Origin of the sequence: Kluyvera chengduensis, from assembly GCF_044197065.1 — a bacterium.
In the GTDB taxonomy this organism is placed as follows: domain Bacteria; phylum Pseudomonadota; class Gammaproteobacteria; order Enterobacterales; family Enterobacteriaceae; genus Kluyvera; species Kluyvera ascorbata_C.
In genome coordinates, this window is record NZ_JBIQOI010000006.1 from 211,077 (window position 1) to 230,266 (window position 19,190).

16 protein-coding genes and 1 pseudogene are annotated in these 19,190 nt (G+C 54.2%); 7 read left to right on the forward strand and 10 right to left on the reverse strand.

Translation table 11 applies throughout. The annotated features are described in order from the left end of the window. Positions 1 to 8 precede the first annotated feature (8 nt). Positions 9 to 398, forward strand: a complete 390-nt coding sequence (mutT, locus tag ACH1XZ_RS16535; RefSeq protein ID WP_395596437.1) for an 8-oxo-dGTP diphosphatase MutT — start codon at positions 9 to 11, stop codon at positions 396 to 398. A 98-nt stretch (positions 399 to 496) separates the two neighbouring features. Here the strand turns inward: mutT and yacG are convergent, their stop codons facing one another. From yacG to coaE, 3 genes are read right to left on the reverse strand one after another with little or no spacing between them, the layout of a single operon-like run. Beyond that, the gene (yacG, locus tag ACH1XZ_RS16540; RefSeq protein WP_035893052.1) at positions 497 to 691 is read right to left on the reverse strand and encodes a DNA gyrase inhibitor YacG; all 195 of its coding nucleotides are present in this window, start codon (positions 689 to 691) and stop codon (positions 497 to 499) included. Between the two features lie 9 nt (positions 692 to 700). Then, positions 701 to 1,444, reverse strand: a complete 744-nt coding sequence (zapD, locus tag ACH1XZ_RS16545) for a cell division protein ZapD (RefSeq protein WP_395596438.1) — start codon at positions 1,442 to 1,444, stop codon at positions 701 to 703. Then, positions 1,444 to 2,064: a dephospho-CoA kinase gene (coaE, locus tag ACH1XZ_RS16550; protein WP_395596439.1), complete on the reverse strand. Its 621-nt coding sequence runs from the start codon at positions 2,062 to 2,064 to the stop codon at positions 1,444 to 1,446. Before coaE ends, zapD begins: the two co-directional genes overlap by 1 nt. A 225-nt stretch (positions 2,065 to 2,289) precedes the next feature. Between coaE and ACH1XZ_RS16555 the strand changes: the two genes are divergently transcribed. Beyond that, complete coding sequence (locus tag ACH1XZ_RS16555; RefSeq protein ID WP_395596440.1) at positions 2,290 to 3,333, forward strand: GMP reductase; 1,044 nt, start codon at positions 2,290 to 2,292, stop codon at positions 3,331 to 3,333. A gap of 31 nt (positions 3,334 to 3,364) precedes the next feature. On the opposite strand, the gene hofC is transcribed toward ACH1XZ_RS16555, so the two are convergent. From hofC to nadC, 4 genes are all read right to left on the reverse strand, one after another. Beyond that, the gene (gene hofC / locus ACH1XZ_RS16560) at positions 3,365 to 4,567 is read right to left on the reverse strand and encodes a protein transport protein HofC (protein WP_395596441.1); all 1,203 of its coding nucleotides are present in this window, start codon (positions 4,565 to 4,567) and stop codon (positions 3,365 to 3,367) included. After that, positions 4,560 to 5,945, reverse strand: a complete 1,386-nt coding sequence (gene gspE / locus ACH1XZ_RS16565; RefSeq protein ID WP_395596442.1) for a type II secretion system protein GspE — start codon at positions 5,943 to 5,945, stop codon at positions 4,560 to 4,562. Before gspE ends, hofC begins: the two co-directional genes overlap by 8 nt. Positions 5,946 to 5,959: 14 nt before the next feature. Continuing rightward, positions 5,960 to 6,397, reverse strand: a complete 438-nt coding sequence (gene ppdD, locus ACH1XZ_RS16570) for a prepilin peptidase-dependent pilin (protein ID WP_395596443.1) — start codon at positions 6,395 to 6,397, stop codon at positions 5,960 to 5,962. A 179-nt stretch (positions 6,398 to 6,576) separates the two neighbouring features. After that, positions 6,577 to 7,470 carry a carboxylating nicotinate-nucleotide diphosphorylase gene (gene nadC, locus ACH1XZ_RS16575; protein ID WP_395596444.1) on the reverse strand — a complete coding sequence of 298 codons (894 nt, stop codon included), beginning with the start codon at positions 7,468 to 7,470 and terminating at the stop codon, positions 6,577 to 6,579. Positions 7,471 to 7,568: 98 nt separating this feature from the next. Here nadC and ampD point away from each other — a divergent pair. After that, positions 7,569 to 8,130, forward strand: a pseudogene (gene ampD, locus ACH1XZ_RS16580) (1,6-anhydro-N-acetylmuramyl-L-alanine amidase AmpD). Next, positions 8,127 to 8,981 carry a beta-lactamase regulator AmpE gene (gene ampE / locus ACH1XZ_RS16585; protein ID WP_395596445.1) on the forward strand — a complete coding sequence of 285 codons (855 nt, stop codon included), beginning with the start codon at positions 8,127 to 8,129 and terminating at the stop codon, positions 8,979 to 8,981. The pseudogene ampD and the gene ampE overlap by 4 nt, the downstream one beginning before the upstream one ends. 79 nt (positions 8,982 to 9,060) lie before the next feature. Here the strand turns inward: ampE and ACH1XZ_RS16590 are convergent, their stop codons facing one another. The 3 genes from ACH1XZ_RS16590 to aroP form a co-directional block, all read right to left on the reverse strand. Continuing rightward, positions 9,061 to 10,011 (reverse strand): glycoside hydrolase family 43 protein, encoded by a 951-nt coding sequence (locus ACH1XZ_RS16590; protein ID WP_395596446.1) that lies wholly within the window; start codon positions 10,009 to 10,011, stop codon positions 9,061 to 9,063. After that, the gene (locus tag ACH1XZ_RS16595; protein WP_395596447.1) at positions 10,011 to 11,420 is read right to left on the reverse strand and encodes a glycoside-pentoside-hexuronide (GPH):cation symporter; all 1,410 of its coding nucleotides are present in this window, start codon (positions 11,418 to 11,420) and stop codon (positions 10,011 to 10,013) included. The genes ACH1XZ_RS16590 and ACH1XZ_RS16595 overlap by 1 nt, the downstream gene beginning before the upstream one ends. 251 nt (positions 11,421 to 11,671) lie before the next feature. Next, on the reverse strand, positions 11,672 to 13,042 hold the full coding sequence (gene aroP, locus ACH1XZ_RS16600; RefSeq protein ID WP_395596448.1) for an aromatic amino acid transporter AroP: 1,371 nt from the start codon (positions 13,040 to 13,042) through the stop codon (positions 11,672 to 11,674). 537 nt (positions 13,043 to 13,579) lie between these two features. Here aroP and pdhR point away from each other — a divergent pair. The 3 genes from pdhR to aceF all read left to right on the forward strand — a co-directional run bounded on the left by pdhR (position 13,580) and on the right by aceF (position 19,070). Beyond that, positions 13,580 to 14,344: a pyruvate dehydrogenase complex transcriptional repressor PdhR gene (gene pdhR / locus ACH1XZ_RS16605; protein WP_333499111.1), complete on the forward strand. Its 765-nt coding sequence runs from the start codon at positions 13,580 to 13,582 to the stop codon at positions 14,342 to 14,344. 155 nt (positions 14,345 to 14,499) lie between these two features. Beyond that, a complete protein-coding gene (aceE, locus tag ACH1XZ_RS16610; protein ID WP_185668513.1) occupies positions 14,500 to 17,163 on the forward strand; it encodes a pyruvate dehydrogenase (acetyl-transferring), homodimeric type in 2,664 nt (887 codons plus the stop codon). Positions 17,164 to 17,177: 14 nt separating this feature from the next. Continuing rightward, on the forward strand, positions 17,178 to 19,070 hold the full coding sequence (gene aceF, locus ACH1XZ_RS16615) for a pyruvate dehydrogenase complex dihydrolipoyllysine-residue acetyltransferase (RefSeq protein WP_395596449.1): 1,893 nt from the start codon (positions 17,178 to 17,180) through the stop codon (positions 19,068 to 19,070). The last annotated feature ends 120 nt before the right edge of the window (positions 19,071 to 19,190 follow it).

Sequence of the window (19,190 nt, forward strand, 5' to 3'; positions counted from 1 at the left end):
AAGACAATATGAAAATACTGCAAATATCCGTTGGCATCATTCGCAATGCCACCGGTGAGATTTACATTACCCAGCGCGCTGCCGACTCGCATATGGCCCATAAATGGGAGTTTCCCGGCGGGAAAATTGAAGCGGGTGAAACGCCTGAGGAGGCGGTGATCCGCGAGCTGCAGGAAGAGGTCGGCATCACTGCTACGTCGCTGCATCCGTTTGATAAGCTGGAATATCAGTTCCCCGACCGCCATATCACGCTGTGGTTCTGGTTGGTAGACGGCTGGGAAGGTGAGCCGTGGGGTAAAGAAGGGCAGCCGGGACGCTGGGTGGCGCAGCAGGATTTAGTGGCAGAAGAGTTTCCGCCTGCGAACGTACCGGTGATTGAAAAGCTGATTGCAGAGTAAGATTTGTCGCGGGGTAGGCCTGATAAGCGGAGTGCCATCAGGCGCGGTGAGGTAGGTTGCCGGATGGCGGCTTTGCCTTATCCGGCCTACCCTCTGGTTTACTGCTGCTCTTCGCTCCAGTCGTCGCTCTCGGAGAGGTCGCCACTGCTTGGAATGCGTTTCTCTTCTGCTGCCCATTCGCCGAGGTCAATCAGCTGGCAGCGCTTGGAGCAGAACGGGCGATACGGGCTCTGTTCGCCCCAGATAACCGGTTTGTTGCAGGTTGGGCAGTTTACTGTCGTTACGTCAGACATGGTCTCTCCTTAGCAGCAGGCCAGTTCAAAATCCAGGCGCTCTGGCACGAGGCCGTGCTCGCTATCCAGCGGCATAAAGCGGATGGCAAAGCGGCTCTTGTGCCCGGAGATCTGCGGGTATAGCTGTGAGGTGAGCTCAAGCTTCAGGCGCAGCAGATCGGCATCTTCACCATTATCCTGATAGAAACCGTTGAGGCTGGTTTGCTTGCGGAACTGTGCGGAATTACGCACCAGATCGAGGATCAGCGACAGCGCCTGGTTCAACGGCGCCAGGCTTTCCAGCCAGGCATCAACCTGCGCATCGCGCTGATGCTGCTTTGAGTGCAGCCAGATATGCAGCGTAGGCAGATCGAAGCTGCAGCAGCCGCCGGGAATGCTCAGACGTTGACGAACCAGCGCAATCAGGCGGTCTTCACGCAGGAACTGTCCAACGCGCGGTGCGGCCATCAGGATGCTGCTGCTGTTTTTTAACTGCTGGCGTAACGCTTCAATACGGGTCAGGTCTACGCCTTCTACGTCGCTCCAGGCGTTGAGTTTTCTCTGCTGGCGTTCCAGTTCTTTGAGCAGTTCGGTGCGAATATCACCGCGCTCAAACACATCCATTAAATCCCCTACATTGCGAAAAAAGTGCAGCGCGCTGGCGTGATCCCTGATAGGTAAATTGGCATTCAATTGCTCCGTCAGAAATTCAATACGCAGCCAGGTACGCATTTTTTCATTCAAGGGATGCTCAAAAAGGATGTGGGTGTGCATTACGATTTTTCCTGTGATACAGCCTGCGCCGCGAGCTCCAGATAGAGCGCGTGAAGGCGGGCGACATCCGATGCAATTGCATCTGGTGCGCCGTTGTTATTAATGACGTCATCAGCTACCGCCAGACGCGCTTCGCGAGTGGCCTGGGCAGCAAGGATATTTTCCGCATGCTCTCGTGACACCTGGTCGCGCTGCATGGTTCGAAGAAGCTGGGTTTCGCGCGAGACATCAACGACCAGTACGCGATTGGCCCGTTGATAGAGTTTATTTTCCACCAGCAGAGGCACAACCCAGAGTACATAAGGCGAGGTAGCCTGCTGTAGCTGGCGCTGCGTTTCTTGCTGGATGAGGGGATGTAATAGGGCGTTTAGCCAGGCTTTTTCATCGGGGTGAGCGAAAATGTGTTCGCGCAGCACGCGGCGGTTTAGCGTGCCGTCCTCGTTCAGAACGGATGAGCCGAAATGTTCAGCAATGGCAGACAGCGCTGGTGTACCGGGTTCGACCACCTGACGGGCGAGAATATCGGCATCAATAACGTTAATACCCAGGCGAAAAAATGCATCTGCGACCGTGCTCTTGCCGCTACCGATGCCGCCCGTTAACGCTACTGTGTAAGTCATACCGCTTAACCCTGAATTTTTACTATGAAAATCAAATGATTAAAAAATAAGCGAACATGTGCTTATGCATGAATGTTGCAAGGTACTATTCGCCAGGTAAATTTATGGGATTGTAGCTTAAAAAAACTGAAATTCGCAGTCTTGCGAAGACCTGATTAGTGCGTATGATTGCATTACTGGAGTTGTGCTCTCAATTTAATTGCCATTAACCCCAGGAATTCGCACATGCGTATCGAAGAAGATCTGAAGTTAGGTTTCAAAGACGTTCTTATCCGCCCTAAACGCTCTACACTTAAAAGCCGTTCCGATGTTGAACTGGAACGCGAATTCACCTTTAAACATTCAGGACAACGCTGGTCTGGCGTGCCGATCATTGCTGCGAATATGGACTCCGTGGGCACTTTCGGGATGGCAAAAGCACTGGCCTCTTTCGATATCCTCACCGCCGTACACAAGCACTACACCGTTGAACAGTGGAGCGCGTTTGTTCAGGCCGAGTCTGAAGATGTTCTGCGCCACGTGATGGTATCGACCGGTACTTCCGATGCCGATTTTGAAAAAACGCAGCAGATCCTGAAGCTGCATCCATCACTCAACTTCGTATGCATTGATGTTGCGAATGGTTACTCCGAGCACTTCGTTCAGTTCGTGGCAAAAGCGCGTGAAGCCTGGCCGACCAAAACCATCTGCGCAGGCAACGTGGTGACGGGTGAAATGTGTGAAGAGCTGATTCTGTCTGGCGCAGATATCGTGAAAGTCGGTATCGGCCCGGGCTCCGTTTGTACTACCCGCGTGAAAACCGGTGTGGGCTATCCGCAGCTTTCTGCGGTTATCGAATGTGCCGATGCAGCCCATGGCCTCGGTGGTCAGATTGTCAGCGACGGCGGCTGCACCATGCCGGGCGACGTGGCGAAAGCTTTCGGCGGCGGCGCAGACTTCGTGATGCTTGGCGGTATGCTGGCCGGTCATGATGAAAGCGGCGGTACCGTAGTAGAAGAAAATGGCGAAAAATTCATGCTGTTCTACGGCATGAGCTCTGAGTCCGCGATGAAGCGTCACGTTGGCGGCGTTGCTCAGTACCGTGCGGCCGAAGGTAAAACCGTTAAGCTGCCGCTGCGCGGCCCGGTTGATAACACCGCGCGCGATATTCTTGGCGGCCTGCGCTCTGCCTGCACCTACGTTGGGGCATCGCGCTTAAAAGAGTTGACCAAACGTACGACCTTTATCCGCGTACAGGAACAAGAGAACCGCGTGTTCAATAGCCTGTAATTCGCTCACGCTGGCGCACCCTGCGCCAGCGTTATCCCATCCCGCCGCTGATGGCATCGCCCAGATGAAAGATGGGCAGGTACATTGCGACCACCAGCGTTCCGATAATCGCCCCGGTCACAATCAACAGCACAGGCTCCAGTAGCGCAGTTAAATTCTCGGCTAAATTCTGCGTGTGCTCGTGATGGTGGCGAGCCAGATTCTCCAGCATGTTATCCAGTGCGCCAGAAGCCTCACCCGTTCTCACCAACTGTATGCACAATGGTGTAAAGGCGTGGCTGTTTGCCATAGCCTGCCAGATAGCACTGCCTTGCGTGATGTCCTGGTGAATATTGACCACAATACTTTGCCACCACGAGCAGCTTAGCGTCTCTTCAACGGTTTCTAGCCCTTGCAGGAAAGCAATGCCCGCGCGTTGCGTGAGCGTCAGCACGGTGAAGATTTGGCTGAGTCTTTGTCTGTGTACCAGCGTGCCCAATACCGGCAGCGATAAGAGTATCTTCTGATGAGCATACTGCCAGGGAGGGTGGCGACGCAGTGCCATGCTCACGCCTACAGGCGCCAGTAAGAACGCTAACAGGAGTAAAAACCACTGTTCAATAAATGCAGCCGTTGCCATGACGGCGAGTGTCAGGGTGGGAAGCGGGGTGTTAAAGGTGCGATAGATAGCGGTGAATTCGGGTAGGACAAAGCCGACCATCGCCATGACAACTACTATCGCCAACGCCAGAATAACCAGTGGGTAGCGCAGGGCCTTTTTTACTTTTGCTCTTAGCAGAAGCTCCGCCTTCTGCTGGCGGGCAAGCTCAAAGCAGCAGTGCTCTAGTTTACCGGTGATTTCGCCAGTGCGAATCATTGCCAGATAGAGCGGGGGAAATGCATGAGGCCACTGCTGTAGGCCTTCTGAAAGTGAAATGCCCTGTGCTAGCCGCTCGGCAAGCGCGCCCAACAGCGCGCGCCATTGCACAGACGGGTGTTGTTCCGCGAGCAGGGCCAGCCCCTCGGCAAGGGGGAGCCCTGCTTGCAGTAACGTGGCCAGTTGGCTGATAACCGCGCAGCTGTGCTGCGCCTGCCATAATGCCGTATTGACCGCGTGGCGTTTGAGCGTAGTGACGGTGAGGTGTTGACGCTCCAGGGCCATCAAGGCTGCGGGTCGATGCGCAGCCCACAGCGTGCCGCTTAGCGTTTCTCCTTCAGTCGTTAAGCCGTTCCAGTACCAGAGTTGCTCACTCATCTTTCGGCATTCCAAGTACGCGGAATAGTTCTTCCTGGGTCGTTAATCCCTGTTCGACGGCCAAGCAGCCGCTTTCAAAGAGGGTGTTCATTCCAGCAAGCCTGGCGTGTTGCATGAGGTCTGATGGGGAGCCGCCATTTGCAATGACCTGACGAATGGGTGTCGTGACAGGCAGAACTTCAAATAGTGCAAGCCGCCCCTGGTAGCCGTGGTAGCAGTGCGGGCAACCGGGTGTTTTCCAGTGGGGCAATGGACGTGGCCACAGTGAGGTGGGGAGCACAGATTCGCCCGCCGTTTTCTGGCGGCAGTGCGGGCATAGCTTACGCACCAGCCGCTGTGCGATAACCATGATTAGCGCAGATGAGACCATCCAGCGTGCGACCCCCATTTGCTCGAGCCGAACTAATGTTTCTACCGTCGAGTTGGTATGCAGCGTTGAGAGCACAAGATGCCCGGTTTGTGCCGCTTTGATAGCAATCTCAGCCGTTTCGCCGTCGCGGATTTCGCCCACCATGACGATATCCGGATCCTGACGTAAGAGAGAGCGCAGGATACTCTGGAACGTCAACCCACTCCTGGTGCTGACCTGAGTCTGGTTGAGACCATCCAATGGAATTTCGATAGGGTCTTCCACGCTGCAAATATTCACGTCGGTATGGTTACGAGTTTGCAATGCGCTGTAGAGGGTGACGGTTTTCCCGCTGCCCGTTGGGCCGGTCACCAGGAGTAACCCCTGCGGCTGATTCAGGGCGGTTTGCAGTTGGGCCAGAGCCGTTGACGACATGCCGAGGCGCTGGAGATCCAGCGCCTGTTCAACCTTTTGTAGCAGACGCAGGACCACTTTTTCGCCGTAGCGACAGGGTAGCGTTGAGATACGAAAAGAGAGCGGTTTCCCGGCGATATCCACCGTAAATTGTCCATCCTGTGGAAGCCGACGTTCGGCAATATCTAAGTTACCGAGTACTTTCAGCCGTGCAATAAGCGGCGTCATGAGCGACAGCGGTATGGTTGGAAGCGCATGCAATACGCCATCTACGCGTAAGCGAATACGCAGATAGTGTTCCGTTGGCTCAAAATGGATATCAGATGCCCGCTGCGAGAGGGCTTGCTTGAGTAACTGGTCGAGTCGCTCAACCGCGCTGTCATTCTCTTCACGTACGGGGTAAGTCACTTTCCGTGCGCTTTGTTCCAGATACTTATCCATTCGTTCCTGGTCCCAGCACTCAATATCGACTCGCTTTTGGGTCGCAAAGCGTAGCGCTTCCAGAAGCTCGCCCGGTGGCGTACCGACGACGGCGATGTTCAGCTCTCCCTTGTCGTTACTTAGCAGCACGGCATGATGGCGCTGGCACAGCGTTGATAACTGCTCATGCTTCATGATGGCGCCTCCCGTTATTGCACGTCGAAACGGAAGACATCGTCACATGCCTGCTGTAGTGCGCTGTCATTCTGGATAGCGCAGGTTCGCTGCCAGCCGGTAATGCCGTTGGCATTATCCCATCCAGGGACCAGCGTGACGCTTAGTCCGTTAAGACTTTCCTGCCCGGTAAGAGCGACCGTTCCTTTGGCAATGCTCATCCCCGACACATAGCGGGTTGTCGTGGGAGAAGGTATACCGTTGCTGCCCGCATCGCAGTTATCTACGCCGCCCCTGTCGATCGCGCAAAGCTCTACTGCCGTGCGATAGGGAACGAAGGTTTGCAGCATGTCGGTGAGTGCCGCTTTGCGTAGGTAGTTCTGATAGGCCGGTATGCCGATGGCGCTGAGAATGGCGATAATGCCGATAACCACCATCAGTTCAATAAGCGTGAAGCCCCGTTGTTTTTCCATGATATGCCCCTTGTTGAATCCTGGGGCTACTGTGTCAGAACGCTGAATGGCGTTCGAGGCGTGGAAATTGAGATGGGAAAGCGTATTCCACGTTTTTTGATGGTGTTGCAGTGGAACCGAGAGGAACTGGAATCAGGATCGAAAAAAATGCCCTCGCGTGGGAGGGCATTTGCAGGGCGTTAGCGGAAACGCATGGAGAGGTCGAGGGCTCTGACGTGTTTGGTCAACGCACCGACGGAGATATAGTCCACGCCGGTTTCGGCAAACTCGCGAATGGTATCGAAGGTGACGTTGCCGGAAACTTCCAGCTGTGCCTGACCCTGAGTAATTTTCACCGCCTCGCGCATCTGCTCGGTGTCAAAGTTATCGAGCATGATGATATCAGCTCCGGCTTTCAGCGCTTCCGTGAGTTCCTGAAGGCTTTCCACTTCGACTTCCACCGGCACATCCGGGTGCAGCCAGAAAGCTTTTTCCACCGCCTGACGTACGGAACCGGAGGCAATAATATGGTTTTCTTTAATCAGAAACGCGTCAGAAAGCCCCAGACGGTGGTTCGCGCCACCGCCGCACAATACAGCATATTTCAGCGCGGTGCGCAGGCCCGGCAGCGTTTTGCGGGTATCCAGCAGTTGGGTATGAGTACCTTCCAGCAGTTCGACATATTTGCGGACTTCGCTGGCGACACCAGAGAGCGTCTGTACGAAGTTCAGCGCGGTGCGTTCACCGGTCAGCAGGACGCGGGAAGGGCCGTTGATTTCAAAAAGCGGCTGGTCGGCTTTCACCGCGTCGCCGTCGGCGACGTGCCAGGTGAGGGTCACGTCATCGCCAGCCAACTGAATGAAGACCTCTTCCACCCAGCGTTTGCCACAAAATACGCCGTCTTCACGGGTGATAACTACGGCGTGTGAATGGCTGTTTTCTGGCAGCAGTTGTGCGGTAATATCATTATGGGCATCAACTTCTCCTCCCAGGTCTTCACGCAGCGCCTGGGCGACCGCGTTGGGAATGTCGAGGTTGATACGTTCAAGTAGCGCGTCACGTCGATGGTCTGAGTTATAACGGCGAGGCGGCATAATAAAGCTCCAAATTGGTAACGATGCGAAAGTTTGAAACATGCTACTCTGAACCGACCGGCATAACCATATATAAGCCGTATATAAGGAGTTCCTCAATGCAGTTAGATAAGGGCTGGCTGGTGGGCGTTCGGCACGTGCCATCTCCACACCATGATGGCCGCCCGGAGGGTGAAGCACCTTCACTGCTGGTTGTGCATAATATTAGTCTGCCGCCTGGCCAGTTTGGCGGCCCGTGGATAGACGCGCTGTTTACCGGCACGATTGATCCTGATGCCGATCCATTCTTTGCCGAAATCGCCCATTTGCGCGTTTCTGCCCACTGTTTGATTCGCCGGGATGGCGAAATTGTGCAGTACGTTCCTTTTGATAAGCGCGCCTGGCATGCTGGAGTCTCCTCCTATCATGGCCGCGAGCGCTGCAATGATTTTTCTATCGGCATTGAGCTTGAAGGTACCGATACGCTGGCCTATACCGATGAACAGTACCAGCAACTGGCGGCGTTAACCCAGTTGCTCATTCACGAGTATCCCGCGATTGCCGACAATATGGCCGGCCACTGTGATATTGCGCCCGTGCGTAAAACTGACCCCGGCCCGGCGTTTGACTGGTCCCGTTTTCGTGCCCTGGTCACCCCCGTCGAATAAGGAGATGACATGACGCTGTTTACCACACTTCTGGTTTTATTTGCGGAGCGGCTGTTTAAGCTTGGCGAGCACTGGCAGCTCGATCACCGTCTGGAGACGCTGTTCCGGCGTGTGAAGCACTATTCCATGGCAGGAACGCTGGTGATGACCCTCGTTGCGATGGCGATCGTGGGAATTATCCAGCGTGTGCTGGAAGGCGTGCTGTTTAACGTTCCATTATTATTGTTCTGGATTGCGCTGGGTCTGCTGTGTATTGGCGCAGGCCGCGTGCGGATGCACTATCACGCGTATCTTAAAGCGGCATCTCGTGATGATGCCCATGCGCGTGAAGCGATGGCCAGCGAGCTGACGATGATCCACGGGGTACCGGCGGGATGCGATGAGCGTGAATTCCTGCGTGAGCTGCAAAATGCGCTGCTGTGGATTAACTATCGCTACTATCTGGCCCCGCTTTTCTGGTTTGTGGTGGGCGGCTCATGGGGGCCGGTCGCGCTGATTGGATACGCATTCTTACGTTCCTGGCAGTCCTGGTTGGCGCGTTACCAGACGCCGCATCAGCGTTTGCAGTCGGGTATTGATGCCATTCTACACGTGGTGGACTGGGTTCCGGTTCGCCTGGTGGGTGTGGTCTACGCGCTGGTTGGTCACGGTGAAAAAGCGCTTCCAGCGTGGTTTGCCTCGTTGGGAGACCGCCATTCTTCGCAGTATCAGGTGCTGACCCATCTGGCGCAGTATTCGCTCGCGCGCGAGCCGCACGTGGATAAGGTAGCAACGCCAAAGGCGGCGGTGTCGATGGCGAAGAAGACGTCGTATGCGGTGGTGGTGGTGATGGCGCTGCTGACGATTTATGGGACGTTGGTGTAGTTTGTTGCCGGATGGCGCTGCGCTTATCTGGCCTACGATATTGTAGGCCCGGTAAGCGCAGTGCCACCGGGCAAAAGGGTTAAAGCGTATCTGCTGGTGGAATACCGAAATCAGGCATCCCATCCTCTTTCCAGCGCACGGTCTTCAGGCGCGTATGGCGATTCGGGTCGTACAGCGGGTCGCCTTCAATCTCCGTATAATTCCTCGCGTGATAGACCAGCACATCTTCCCCTTCGGGAGTTTGCGTAAAGCTGTTATGCCCCGGCCCATACTGGCGATTCTCATAGCTGGTGGTGAAGACCGGCTGCGGGGATTTATGCCAGTTGGCAGGCTCCGTCATGTCGGCATCTTTATCAATCCACAGCAGGCCCATGCAGTAGTTTTCGTCGGTCGCACTGGCGGAGTAGCTGATAAAGAGGCGATCGTCGTGTACCAGCACGGCGGGGCCTTCGTTGACCAGAAAACCCCGGCACTCCCAGTCAAATTCCGGCTTACTGAGCAGCACCGGCTCGCCTTTAATGGTCCACGGGTTTTCTAGCTCAGCCAGATAGAGGTTGGAGTTACCGGCGATGTCCGGTGATTTCTGCGCCCAGAGATACCACTGTTTGCCCTGGTGCTGAAAAGTGGTGGCATCCAGACAGAAGGTATCAAACGGCGTTTTGACCTGGCCTTTCTCTACCCATGTGCCGGTTAACGGATCGGTATCGCTACATTCAAGCGCGAACATGCGGTGTTGAAACATCCCTAGTTTATCAAGCGCCTGGGTGTGCGCCGCGGCGAAGTAGATATACCATTTGCCATTGATCGCGTGCAGTTCGGGGGCCCAGATGAGATTGCTCATCGGCCCGGTCTCTGGTTTGCGCCAGACGACGACTGGCGTCGCCGTTCGCAGTCCGTCCAGGCTATCGGCGCGGCGAATCTCCAGTCGGTCATATTCCGGTACGGAGGCAATAAAGTAATACTCTCCCTGATGGCGCAGGATAAACGGGTCTGCGCGCTGCTCAATAAAGGGATTCGGCCAGTTCTTCATCAGGCTTTCCTTACGTGTTCGGTCGTTTTCAATTCTTGCTGGTATTCATTCAATTCGCGATAGTTCGTGCGGCGTTTTTCCAGATCTTCCTGAATCTGTTTCATCAGGTTGCGGTCTACCTTCAGCAGGCGGACTACGCCTGCGGTAATCAGGTAGCCTACGCCCGGGATAACGGTAAACAGCAGCATGATTCCGTTGATTGTGGTGTCACTCTGCGCTTTTGCACCGGCATCATAACCGTACCAGGAGAGCAGGAAGCCGACCATGGCGCCCGCAACGGCCAGGCCTACTTTCAGGAAGAACAGGTTACCGGAGAAGCTAATACCGGTAATACGTTTACCCGTTTTCCATTCGCCGTAATCGTCAACGTCCGCCATCAGCGACCAGTGCAGCGGGGAGGGGATCTGGTGCAACACGTTCAGCAGGAAGTAGAGCACCACAATTAGCATGGTGGCGTGTGGGTCGAAGAAGTAGAACGCGATGGAGAAAATCGCCAGCGCGATGTTAGTCCAGAAGAACACCTGCAGTTTGCACCAGCGGTCGGTCAGGACTTTCGCGAGCATGCTGCCAATCATCATACCCACGACGCCAAGGCTAATAAAGATAGTAGCGAAGTGGGTGCTTTCGCCCATTACCCAGGTAACGTAGTACATGGTTGCGGCCATGCGAATGAAGCCCGGACAGACGTTGCACAGCGTCAGCAGCAGAATGCGTACCCACTGGTCGTTTTTCCAGACGTCTTTTAAATCTTGTTTCAGTTCATCGTTGGTCTGTACCGCCGGACGTACGCGTTCACGCACGGTGGCAAAGCAGAACAAGAACATGCACATGCCGATGAACGCCAGTACGGTCATCGCCATCTGGTAGCCTTTGGCTTTGTCCTCGCCACCGAACCAGTCGGCCATTGGCAGGAGGGTCAGCGACAGCAGCAGGGTGGCAATGCCGACCAGCACGAAGCGGTAGGACTGGCAGGCCACGCGCTCTTTCGGGTCGTTAGTGATAACGCTACCGAGCGAGCAGTAAGGGATGTTGATGGCGGTATAGGTTATCGAGAGCAGGAAGTAGGTGACAAAGGCATAGATAACTTTGCTGCTATAGCTCCATTCTGGCGTGGTGAACATTAACACACTGAACAGCGCATAGGGGAAGGCTATCCACAGCAGCCATGGACGAAAGCGGCCGTATTTACTGCGCGTACGGTCGGCCATTGCGCCCATAATCGGGTCGGTGACGGCATCGATCACGCGAATAGACAGTAACAGCACGCCGACCAGGGCCGGGGCTAAACCAAAAATATCGGTATAAAAGTAGTTAACGAACAGCATGATAGCGCCGAAGATGATGTTACATCCCGCATCGCCCATGCCATAACCAATCTTCTCTTTAACTGACAGTTTACTTGAGTTCATCGCCAGATCTCTCTTGAGGTGTATGGAGAAGATTATTGGCTGTGGAAGAGATAAATGCGTAGCAGGATAACGTTGTTGATATGGATAATATTGCTGCGCAGAGGAAAGTGTGAAGCGGGTAACATCAGGGAAGAAGGCCTCTCCGTATGGAGAGGCCTGTGCATAATCGCGTAGCCCGGACGAGGTGCGTTATCGCCGACTCCGGGGGCGTCCCGGCGTCACTTCGTTCGGCCGGGCTGCTTGTTGAGTATTTAGTGGGCTTTCACGGTTTTGGCGCTTTTCTGTTTAAACATAAAGCCAATGCCCAGAATGACAATCCACACCGGAATCAGCCATACGGAGATAGCCATACCCGGCGTCATCACCATGATGACCAGAACCGCGGCCATGAAGATCAGGCAGATCCAGTTCCCTAACGGATAGAACAGCGCCGGGAAGCGAGTGGTCACGCCCTGCTGCTGTTTGGCCTTACGGAACTTCATGTGTGCCAGACTAATCATCGCCCAGTTAATCACCAGCGCGGAGACGACCAGCGCCATCAGCAGGCCGAATGCGGACTCTGGTGCCAGGTAGTTGATCAAGACGCACAGTGCGGTGACAACGGCGGAGACCAGAATGGTGTTTACCGGTACGCCGCGCTTATCCACGCTCAGCAGCGCTTTCGGGGCGTTGCCCTGCTGCGCCAGGCCGAAGAGCATACGGCTGTTGCAGTATACGCAACTGTTGTACACGGAGAGCGCTGCGGTCAGCACCACGATGTTCAGGGCATTCGCCACGAACGAGTCGCCCAGTTCATGGAAGATAAGCACGAACGGACTGACGTCTGCGGTAACGCGGGTCCACGGCATCAGAGAGAGCAGTATCGCCAGCGAGCCCACATAGAAAATCAGGATACGGTAGATAACCTGGTTGGTGGCTTTAGGAATGCTCTGCTCAGGATTATCCGCTTCTGCAGCGGTAATGCCGACCAGCTCAAGGCCGCCGAAGGAGAACATGATAATCGCCATCATCATCACCAGGCCGGTCCAGCCGTGAGGCAGGAAGCCGCCCTGTTCCCACAGGTTGCGCACGGTAGCCTGCGGGCCAGCGGTGTCGCTGAACAGCAGCCATGCGCCGAACAGGATCATCGCGATAACGGCAATGACTTTAATAATAGCGAACCAGAACTCCATTTCACCGAACACTTTGACGTTGCTCAGGTTGATGAGGTTGATAGCGATAAAGAAGACCGCCGCCGATACCCAGGTTGGGATCTCAGGCCACCAGAACTGGATGTATTTCCCTACGGCGGTCAGTTCCGCCATGGCAACCAGTACGTACAGTACCCAGTAGTTCCAGCCCGAGGCGAAACCGGCGAAGTTGCCCCAGTACTTGTAGGCAAAGTGGCTGAAGGAGCCTGCTACCGGCTCTTCAACTACCATTTCGCCAAGCTGGCGCATGATCATAAAGGCAATAAAGCCCGCGATAGCGTAACCCAGAATGATCCCTGGACCCGCTGACTGGATGACGGAGGCGCTGCCGAGAAACAGGCCTGTGCCGATAGCGCCGCCCAGAGCGATCAGCTGTATATGGCGGTTCTTAAGGCCGCGCTTGAGCTGTGCGCCTTGCTGTTGACCTTCCATTGTGAAACCTCGTGTGTGGTTATTATTGTGACGCTGTTTGCGTATGTACTTAAGAAATTCCGTTTTCTGTATTGTTATGTTTACGAAAGTCATTTCTTAAAAAGAGGTAAGGCTCTTTCGTCATCAGCAGAATAGTGGTAAGCGCGGCGGAATGCACCTGCTTTATGAAGGGATGATGACGGGTTGGATAAAAAGCCGACAGCTGTCACGAGAGCGTGCAAGCATTACATCGACTACTTAGTGAGTATTTAATGCATTTTAATGAATTTATATTCATTTATTGGTTTATTGAAACGGTTCAGTTTGCGTATTTTTGTTTTTATTTCGTTAACTGTACTTCTTTATGGGTAAAGTTATTTTTTGTGCAAAGTTACATTTCTGAAACATCATTTCTGTAATGTTGTTAAAAAGTGCCGGGTTTACTGATTTCAATCAAAACCTGTATGGACATAAGGTGAATACTTTGTTACTTTAGCGCTACGAACTTGAAATTGGTAAGACCAATTGACTCCGGGCTAATGGCAGAGACAGGGAACAATGGCCTACAGCAAAATCCGCCAACCAAAACTATCCGATGTGATTGAGCAGCAGTTGGAGTTTTTGATCCTTGAGGGGACATTACGCCCCGGCGAAAAACTTCCACCTGAACGTGAACTGGCGAAACAGTTCGACGTTTCTCGCCCTTCGCTGCGTGAGGCTATCCAGCGCCTCGAAGCCAAAGGGCTCCTGCTTCGTCGCCAGGGCGGCGGGACTTTTGTTCAAAGCAGCCTATGGCAGAGCTTCAGCGACCCGCTGGTTGAGCTTCTGTCCGATCACCCTGAATCCCAATTTGATCTGCTTGAGACCCGTCACGCGCTGGAAGGTATCGCGGCTTATTACGCGGCACTGCGCAGCACTGATGAAGATCGCGTACGCATTCGCGAGCTGCATCAGGCCATCGAACGGGCTCAGCAGTCGGGCGACCTCGACGCTGAATCTGACGCCGTCGTCCAGTATCAAATTGCGGTCACTGAAGCCGCCCACAACGTAGTACTGCTGCATCTGCTACGGTGTATGGAGCCTATGCTGGCGCAAAACGTTCGCCAAAACTTTGAGTTGCTGTACGCCCGTCGGGAGATGCTCCCGCAGGTCAGCGACCACCGTACAAGCATCTTTGAAGCGATTATGGCTGGCGAGCCCGAGCAGGCGCGTGAAGCGTCGCACCGCCACCTGGCCTTCATTGAAGAGATTTTGCTGGATAGAAGCCGTGAACAGAGCCGCCGTGAGCGCTCGTTACGTCGTCTCCAGCAGCGAAAGGATTAATATTTTTTCCGGCAGTCGTTTGACCGGGAAATGTGGAAATGCGCCATTAGCGCGCGGCAACTAAACGCAGAACCTGTCTTATTGTGCTTTCCCACGAAAACACAATGGGACAGGTTCCAGACAAATCAACGTACTAGATAGATAAGGAATAACCCATGTCAGAACGTTTACTCAATGACGTGGATCCGATCGAAACTCGCGACTGGCAACAGGCGATCGAATCGGTCATCCGTGAAGAAGGTGTTGAGCGCGCTCAGTATCTTATCGACCAACTGCTTTCTGAAGCCCGCAAAGGCGGCGTTCAGGTAGCTGCGGGTGCAGGTGCTAGCGGTTACGTCAACACTATTGCCGTTGAAGATGAACCGGAATACCCGGGCAATCTGGAGCTGGAGCGTCGTATTCGTTCTGCTATCCGCTGGAACGCCATCATGACCGTGCTGCGTGCGTCTAAAAAAGACCTCGAGCTGGGCGGCCACATGGCTTCCTTCCAGTCTTCTGCGACTTTCTACGAAGTGTGCTTCAACCACTTCTTCCGTGCGCGCAACGAGCAGGATGGCGGCGACCTGGTTTACTTCCAGGGTCACATCTCTCCGGGCGTCTACGCACGTGCGTTCCTGGAAGGTCGTCTGACCGAAGAGCAGATGAACAACTTCCGTCAGGAAGTTCACGGTAAAGGTCTGTCTTCTTACCCGCACCCGAAACTGATGCCAACCTTCTGGCAGTTCCCGACCGTCTCTATGGGTCTGGGTCCAATCGGTGCTATCTATCAGGCTAAGTTCCTGAAATATCTGGAACACCGTGGTCTGAAAGACACCTCCAAACAAACCGTTTATGCCTTCCTGGGCGACGGCGAGATGGATGAGCCAGAATCTAAAGGTGCGATCACCATCGCGACCCGTGAAAAACTGGACAACCTGGTCTTTGTTATCAACTGTAACCTGCAGCGTCTTGATGGCCCGGTTACCGGTAATGGCAAAATCATTAACGAACTGGAAGGTATCTTCGCGGGTGCTGGCTGGAACGTTATCAAGGTTATCTGGGGCGGTCGTTGGGATGAACTGCTGCGTAAAGACACCAGCGGTAAACTGATCCAGCTGATGAACGAAACCGTTGACGGTGACTACCAGACCTTCAAATCCAAAGACGGCGCCTACGTACGTGAGCACTTCTTCGGTAAATATCCAGAAACCGCAGCGCTGGTTGCCGACTGGACTGACGAGCAGATCTGGGCACTGAACCGTGGTGGTCACGATCCGAAGAAAGTCTTCGCTGCATTGAAAAAAGCGCAGGAAACCAAAGGCAAAGCAACCGTAATCCTCGCCCATACCATTAAAGGTTACGGCATGGGTGACACCGCTGAAGGTAAAAACATCGCTCACCAGGTTAAGAAAATGAACATGGACGGCGTGCGCTATATCCGCGACCGTTTCAACGTTCCTGTGACCGACGAGCAGGTTGAAAAACTGTCTTACATTACCTTCCCGGAAGGTTCTGAAGAACACACCTATCTGCACGCCCAGCGTGAAAAACTGCACGGCTACCTGCCAAGCCGTCAGCCTAACTTCGATGAGAAGCTTGAGCTGCCGACCCTGGAAGATTTCGGCCCGCTGCTGGAAGAGCAGAACAAAGAGATCTCTACCACTATCGCGTTCGTACGTGCTCTGAACGTGATGCTGAAGAACAAATCCATCAAAGACCGCCTCGTGCCGATCATCGCCGATGAAGCGCGTACCTTTGGTATGGAAGGTCTGTTCCGTCAGATTGGTATCTACAGCCCGAACGGTCAGCAGTACACCCCTCAGGACCGCGAGCAGGTTGCATACTACAAAGAAGACGAGAAAGGCCAGATTCTGCAGGAAGGTATCAACGAACTGGGTGCTGGTGCATCCTGGCTGGCGGCTGCGACCTCTTACAGCACCAACAACCTGCCGATGATTCCGTTCTACATCTACTACTCCATGTTCGGGTTCCAGCGTATCGGTGACCTGTGCTGGCAGGCCGGCGACCAGCAGGCTCGCGGCTTCCTGGTAGGTGGTACTTCCGGTCGTACGACGCTGAACGGCGAAGGTCTGCAGCACGAAGATGGTCACAGCCATATTCAGTCTCTGACTATCCCGAACTGTATCTCTTACGATCCATCTTACGCGTACGAAGTTGCGGTCATCATGCACGATGGTCTGGAGCGCATGTACGGTGAGAAACAAGAGAACGTTTACTACTACATCACCACGCTGAACGAAAACTACCACATGCCGGCAATGCCAGCAGGTGCCGAGGAAGGTATCCGTAAAGGTATCTACAAACTCGAAACCATCGAAGGTAGCAAAGGTAAAGTTCAGCTGCTGGGCTCCGGTTCTATCCTGCGTCACGTACGTGAAGCAGCGCAGATCCTGGCGAACGACTACGGCGTTGGCTCCGATGTGTACAGCGTAACCTCCTTCACTGAACTGGCGCGTGATGGTCAGGACTGTGAGCGTTGGAACATGCTGCACCCAATGGAAACTCCACGCGTGCCTTACATCGCTCAGGTGATGAACGACGCGCCAGCGGTAGCCTCCACCGACTATATGAAACTGTTTGCTGAGCAGGTTCGTACTTATGTACCGGCTGATGATTACCGCGTACTGGGTACCGACGGCTTTGGCCGCTCTGACAGCCGTGAAAACCTGCGTCACCACTTCGAAGTTGATGCTTCCTACGTGGTAGTAGCGGCACTGGGCGAACTGGCTAAACGTGGCGAAATCGATAAGAAAGTGGTTGCGGAAGCAATTACCAAATTCAACATCGATGCAGAAAAAGTTAACCCGCGTCTGGCGTAAGAGGTAAAAGAATAATGGCTATCGAAATCAATGTACCGGACATCGGGGCTGATGAAGTTGAAATCACCGAGATCCTGGTCAAAGTAGGCGACAAAGTTGACGTTGAACAGTCGCTGATCACCGTAGAAGGCGACAAAGCCTCTATGGAAGTTCCGTCTCCTCAGGCTGGTATCGTTAAAGAGATTAAAGTCTCTGTTGGCGACAAAACTGAGACCGGTAAACTGATCATGATTTTCGATTCCGCCGACGGTGCAGCAGCAGCTGCACCTGCTAAGGCAGAAGAGAAGAAAGAAGCAGCTCCAGCGGCAGCACCTGCTGCGGCGGCGGCAAAAGACGTACACGTTCCAGACATCGGCGGTGACGAAGTAGAAGTCACTGAGATTCTGGTTAAAGTGGGCGACACCGTGACCGCTGAGCAGTCTCTGATCACCGTAGAAGGCGACAAAGCCTCTATGGAAGTTCCGGCACCGTTCGCCGGTACCGTGAAAGAGATCAAAGTGAACACTGGCGACAAAGTGTCTACCGGTTCCCTGATCATGGTATTCGAAGTGGCGGGCGCAGCCCCAGCGGCCGCTCCGGCGCAGGCAGCAGCTCCAGCTGCAGCGGCTCCGGCAGCAGCAGCGGGCGCGAAAGACGTTCACGTTCCGGATATCGGCGGTGACGAAGTTGAAGTGACCGAAGTGATGGTGAAAGTGGGCGACAAAGTTGCCGCTGAGCAGTCACTGATCACCGTAGAAGGCGACAAAGCCTCTATGGAAGTTCCGGCTCCGTTCGCGGGTACCGTGAAAGAAATCAAAATCAGCACCGGCGACAAAGTGTCTACCGGCTCCCTGATTATGGTCTTCGAAGTGGAAGGCGCAGCACCAGCTGCCGCTCCAGCAGCTGCGGCTCCAGCCCCTGCTGCTGCACCGGCTCAGGCTGCTAAACCAGCTGCAGCACCGGCTGCGAAGGCTGAAGGTAAAACTGAATTCGCTGAGAACGACGCTTACGTTCACGCGACTCCGCTGATTCGTCGCCTGGCGCGCGAGTTCGGCGTTAACCTGGCGAAAGTGAAGGGCACGGGTCGTAAAGGCCGTATCCTGCGCGAAGACGTTCAGGCTTACGTGAAAGAAGCCGTTAAACGCGCTGAAGCTGCACCAGCGGCTGCCGCTGGCGGCGGTATCCCGGGCATGCTGCCTTGGCCGAAAGTCGACTTCAGCAAGTTTGGTGAAATCGAAGAAGTGGAACTGGGCCGTATCCAGAAAATCTCTGGTGCTAACCTGAGCCGTAACTGGGTGATGATCCCGCACGTTACTCACTTCGATAAGACCGATATCACCGATCTGGAAGCGTTCCGTAAACAGCAGAACGCCGAAGCTGAAAAACGTAAACTGGACGTGAAATTCACCCCAGTGGTCTTCATCATGAAAGCCGTTGCTGCCGCTCTGGAACAGATGCCGCGCTTCAACAGCTCTCTGTCTGAAGATGGTCAGCGCCTGACCCTGAAGAAATACATCAACATCGGTGTTGCGGTTGATACGCCAAATGGTCTGGTTGTTCCAGTCTTCAAAGACGTGAACAAGAAGAGCATTACCGAGCTGTCCCGTGAACTGACTGTGATCTCTAAGAAAGCGCGTGACGGTAAGCTGACTGCTGGCGAAATGCAGGGCGGTTGCTTCACCATCTCCAGCATCGGCGGCCTGGGTACTACCCACTTCGCGCCGATTGTTAACGCGCCGGAAGTGGCGATCCTCGGTGTCTCCAAGTCCTCTATGGAGCCAGTGTGGAACGGTAAAGAGTTTATGCCGCGTCTGATGATGCCAATTTCTCTTTCCTTCGACCACCGCGTGATCGATGGTGCTGATGGTGCGCGCTTTATCACCATCATCAACAACATGCTGTCCGACATTCGCCGCCTGGTGATGTAATAAAAAGCCGGCCTGACGGCCGGCTTTTTTCTGATAACCTCAGGATGATTTGGGGTTATCAGCAACAAAGGACAAAATCGTTTGCCGTTTGTTGTTTAAAAATTGTTAACAATTTTGTAA

Coding starts and splice junctions, on each gene's coding strand:
- mutT (WP_395596437.1), top strand. CDS start 9: ATGAAAATACTGCAAATATCCGTTGGCATCATTCGCAATGCCACCGGT.
- zapD (WP_395596438.1), bottom strand. CDS start 1,444: ATGCACACCCACATCCTTTTTGAGCATCCCTTGAATGAAAAAATGCGT.
- ppdD (WP_395596443.1), bottom strand. CDS start 6,397: ATGGAAAAACAACGGGGCTTCACGCTTATTGAACTGATGGTGGTTATC.
- ACH1XZ_RS16555 (WP_395596440.1), top strand. CDS start 2,290: ATGCGTATCGAAGAAGATCTGAAGTTAGGTTTCAAAGACGTTCTTATC.
- coaE (WP_395596439.1), bottom strand. CDS start 2,064: ATGACTTACACAGTAGCGTTAACGGGCGGCATCGGTAGCGGCAAGAGC.
- yacG (WP_035893052.1), bottom strand. CDS start 691: ATGTCTGACGTAACGACAGTAAACTGCCCAACCTGCAACAAACCGGTT.
- aceF (WP_395596449.1), top strand. CDS start 17,178: ATGGCTATCGAAATCAATGTACCGGACATCGGGGCTGATGAAGTTGAA.
- hofC (WP_395596441.1), bottom strand. CDS start 4,567: ATGAGTGAGCAACTCTGGTACTGGAACGGCTTAACGACTGAAGGAGAA.
- ampE (WP_395596445.1), top strand. CDS start 8,127: ATGACGCTGTTTACCACACTTCTGGTTTTATTTGCGGAGCGGCTGTTT.
- aceE (WP_185668513.1), top strand. CDS start 14,500: ATGTCAGAACGTTTACTCAATGACGTGGATCCGATCGAAACTCGCGAC.
- ACH1XZ_RS16590 (WP_395596446.1), bottom strand. CDS start 10,011: ATGAAGAACTGGCCGAATCCCTTTATTGAGCAGCGCGCAGACCCGTTT.
- pdhR (WP_333499111.1), top strand. CDS start 13,580: ATGGCCTACAGCAAAATCCGCCAACCAAAACTATCCGATGTGATTGAG.
- gspE (WP_395596442.1), bottom strand. CDS start 5,945: ATGAAGCATGAGCAGTTATCAACGCTGTGCCAGCGCCATCATGCCGTG.
- ACH1XZ_RS16595 (WP_395596447.1), bottom strand. CDS start 11,420: ATGAACTCAAGTAAACTGTCAGTTAAAGAGAAGATTGGTTATGGCATG.
- aroP (WP_395596448.1), bottom strand. CDS start 13,042: ATGGAAGGTCAACAGCAAGGCGCACAGCTCAAGCGCGGCCTTAAGAAC.
- nadC (WP_395596444.1), bottom strand. CDS start 7,470: ATGCCGCCTCGCCGTTATAACTCAGACCATCGACGTGACGCGCTACTT.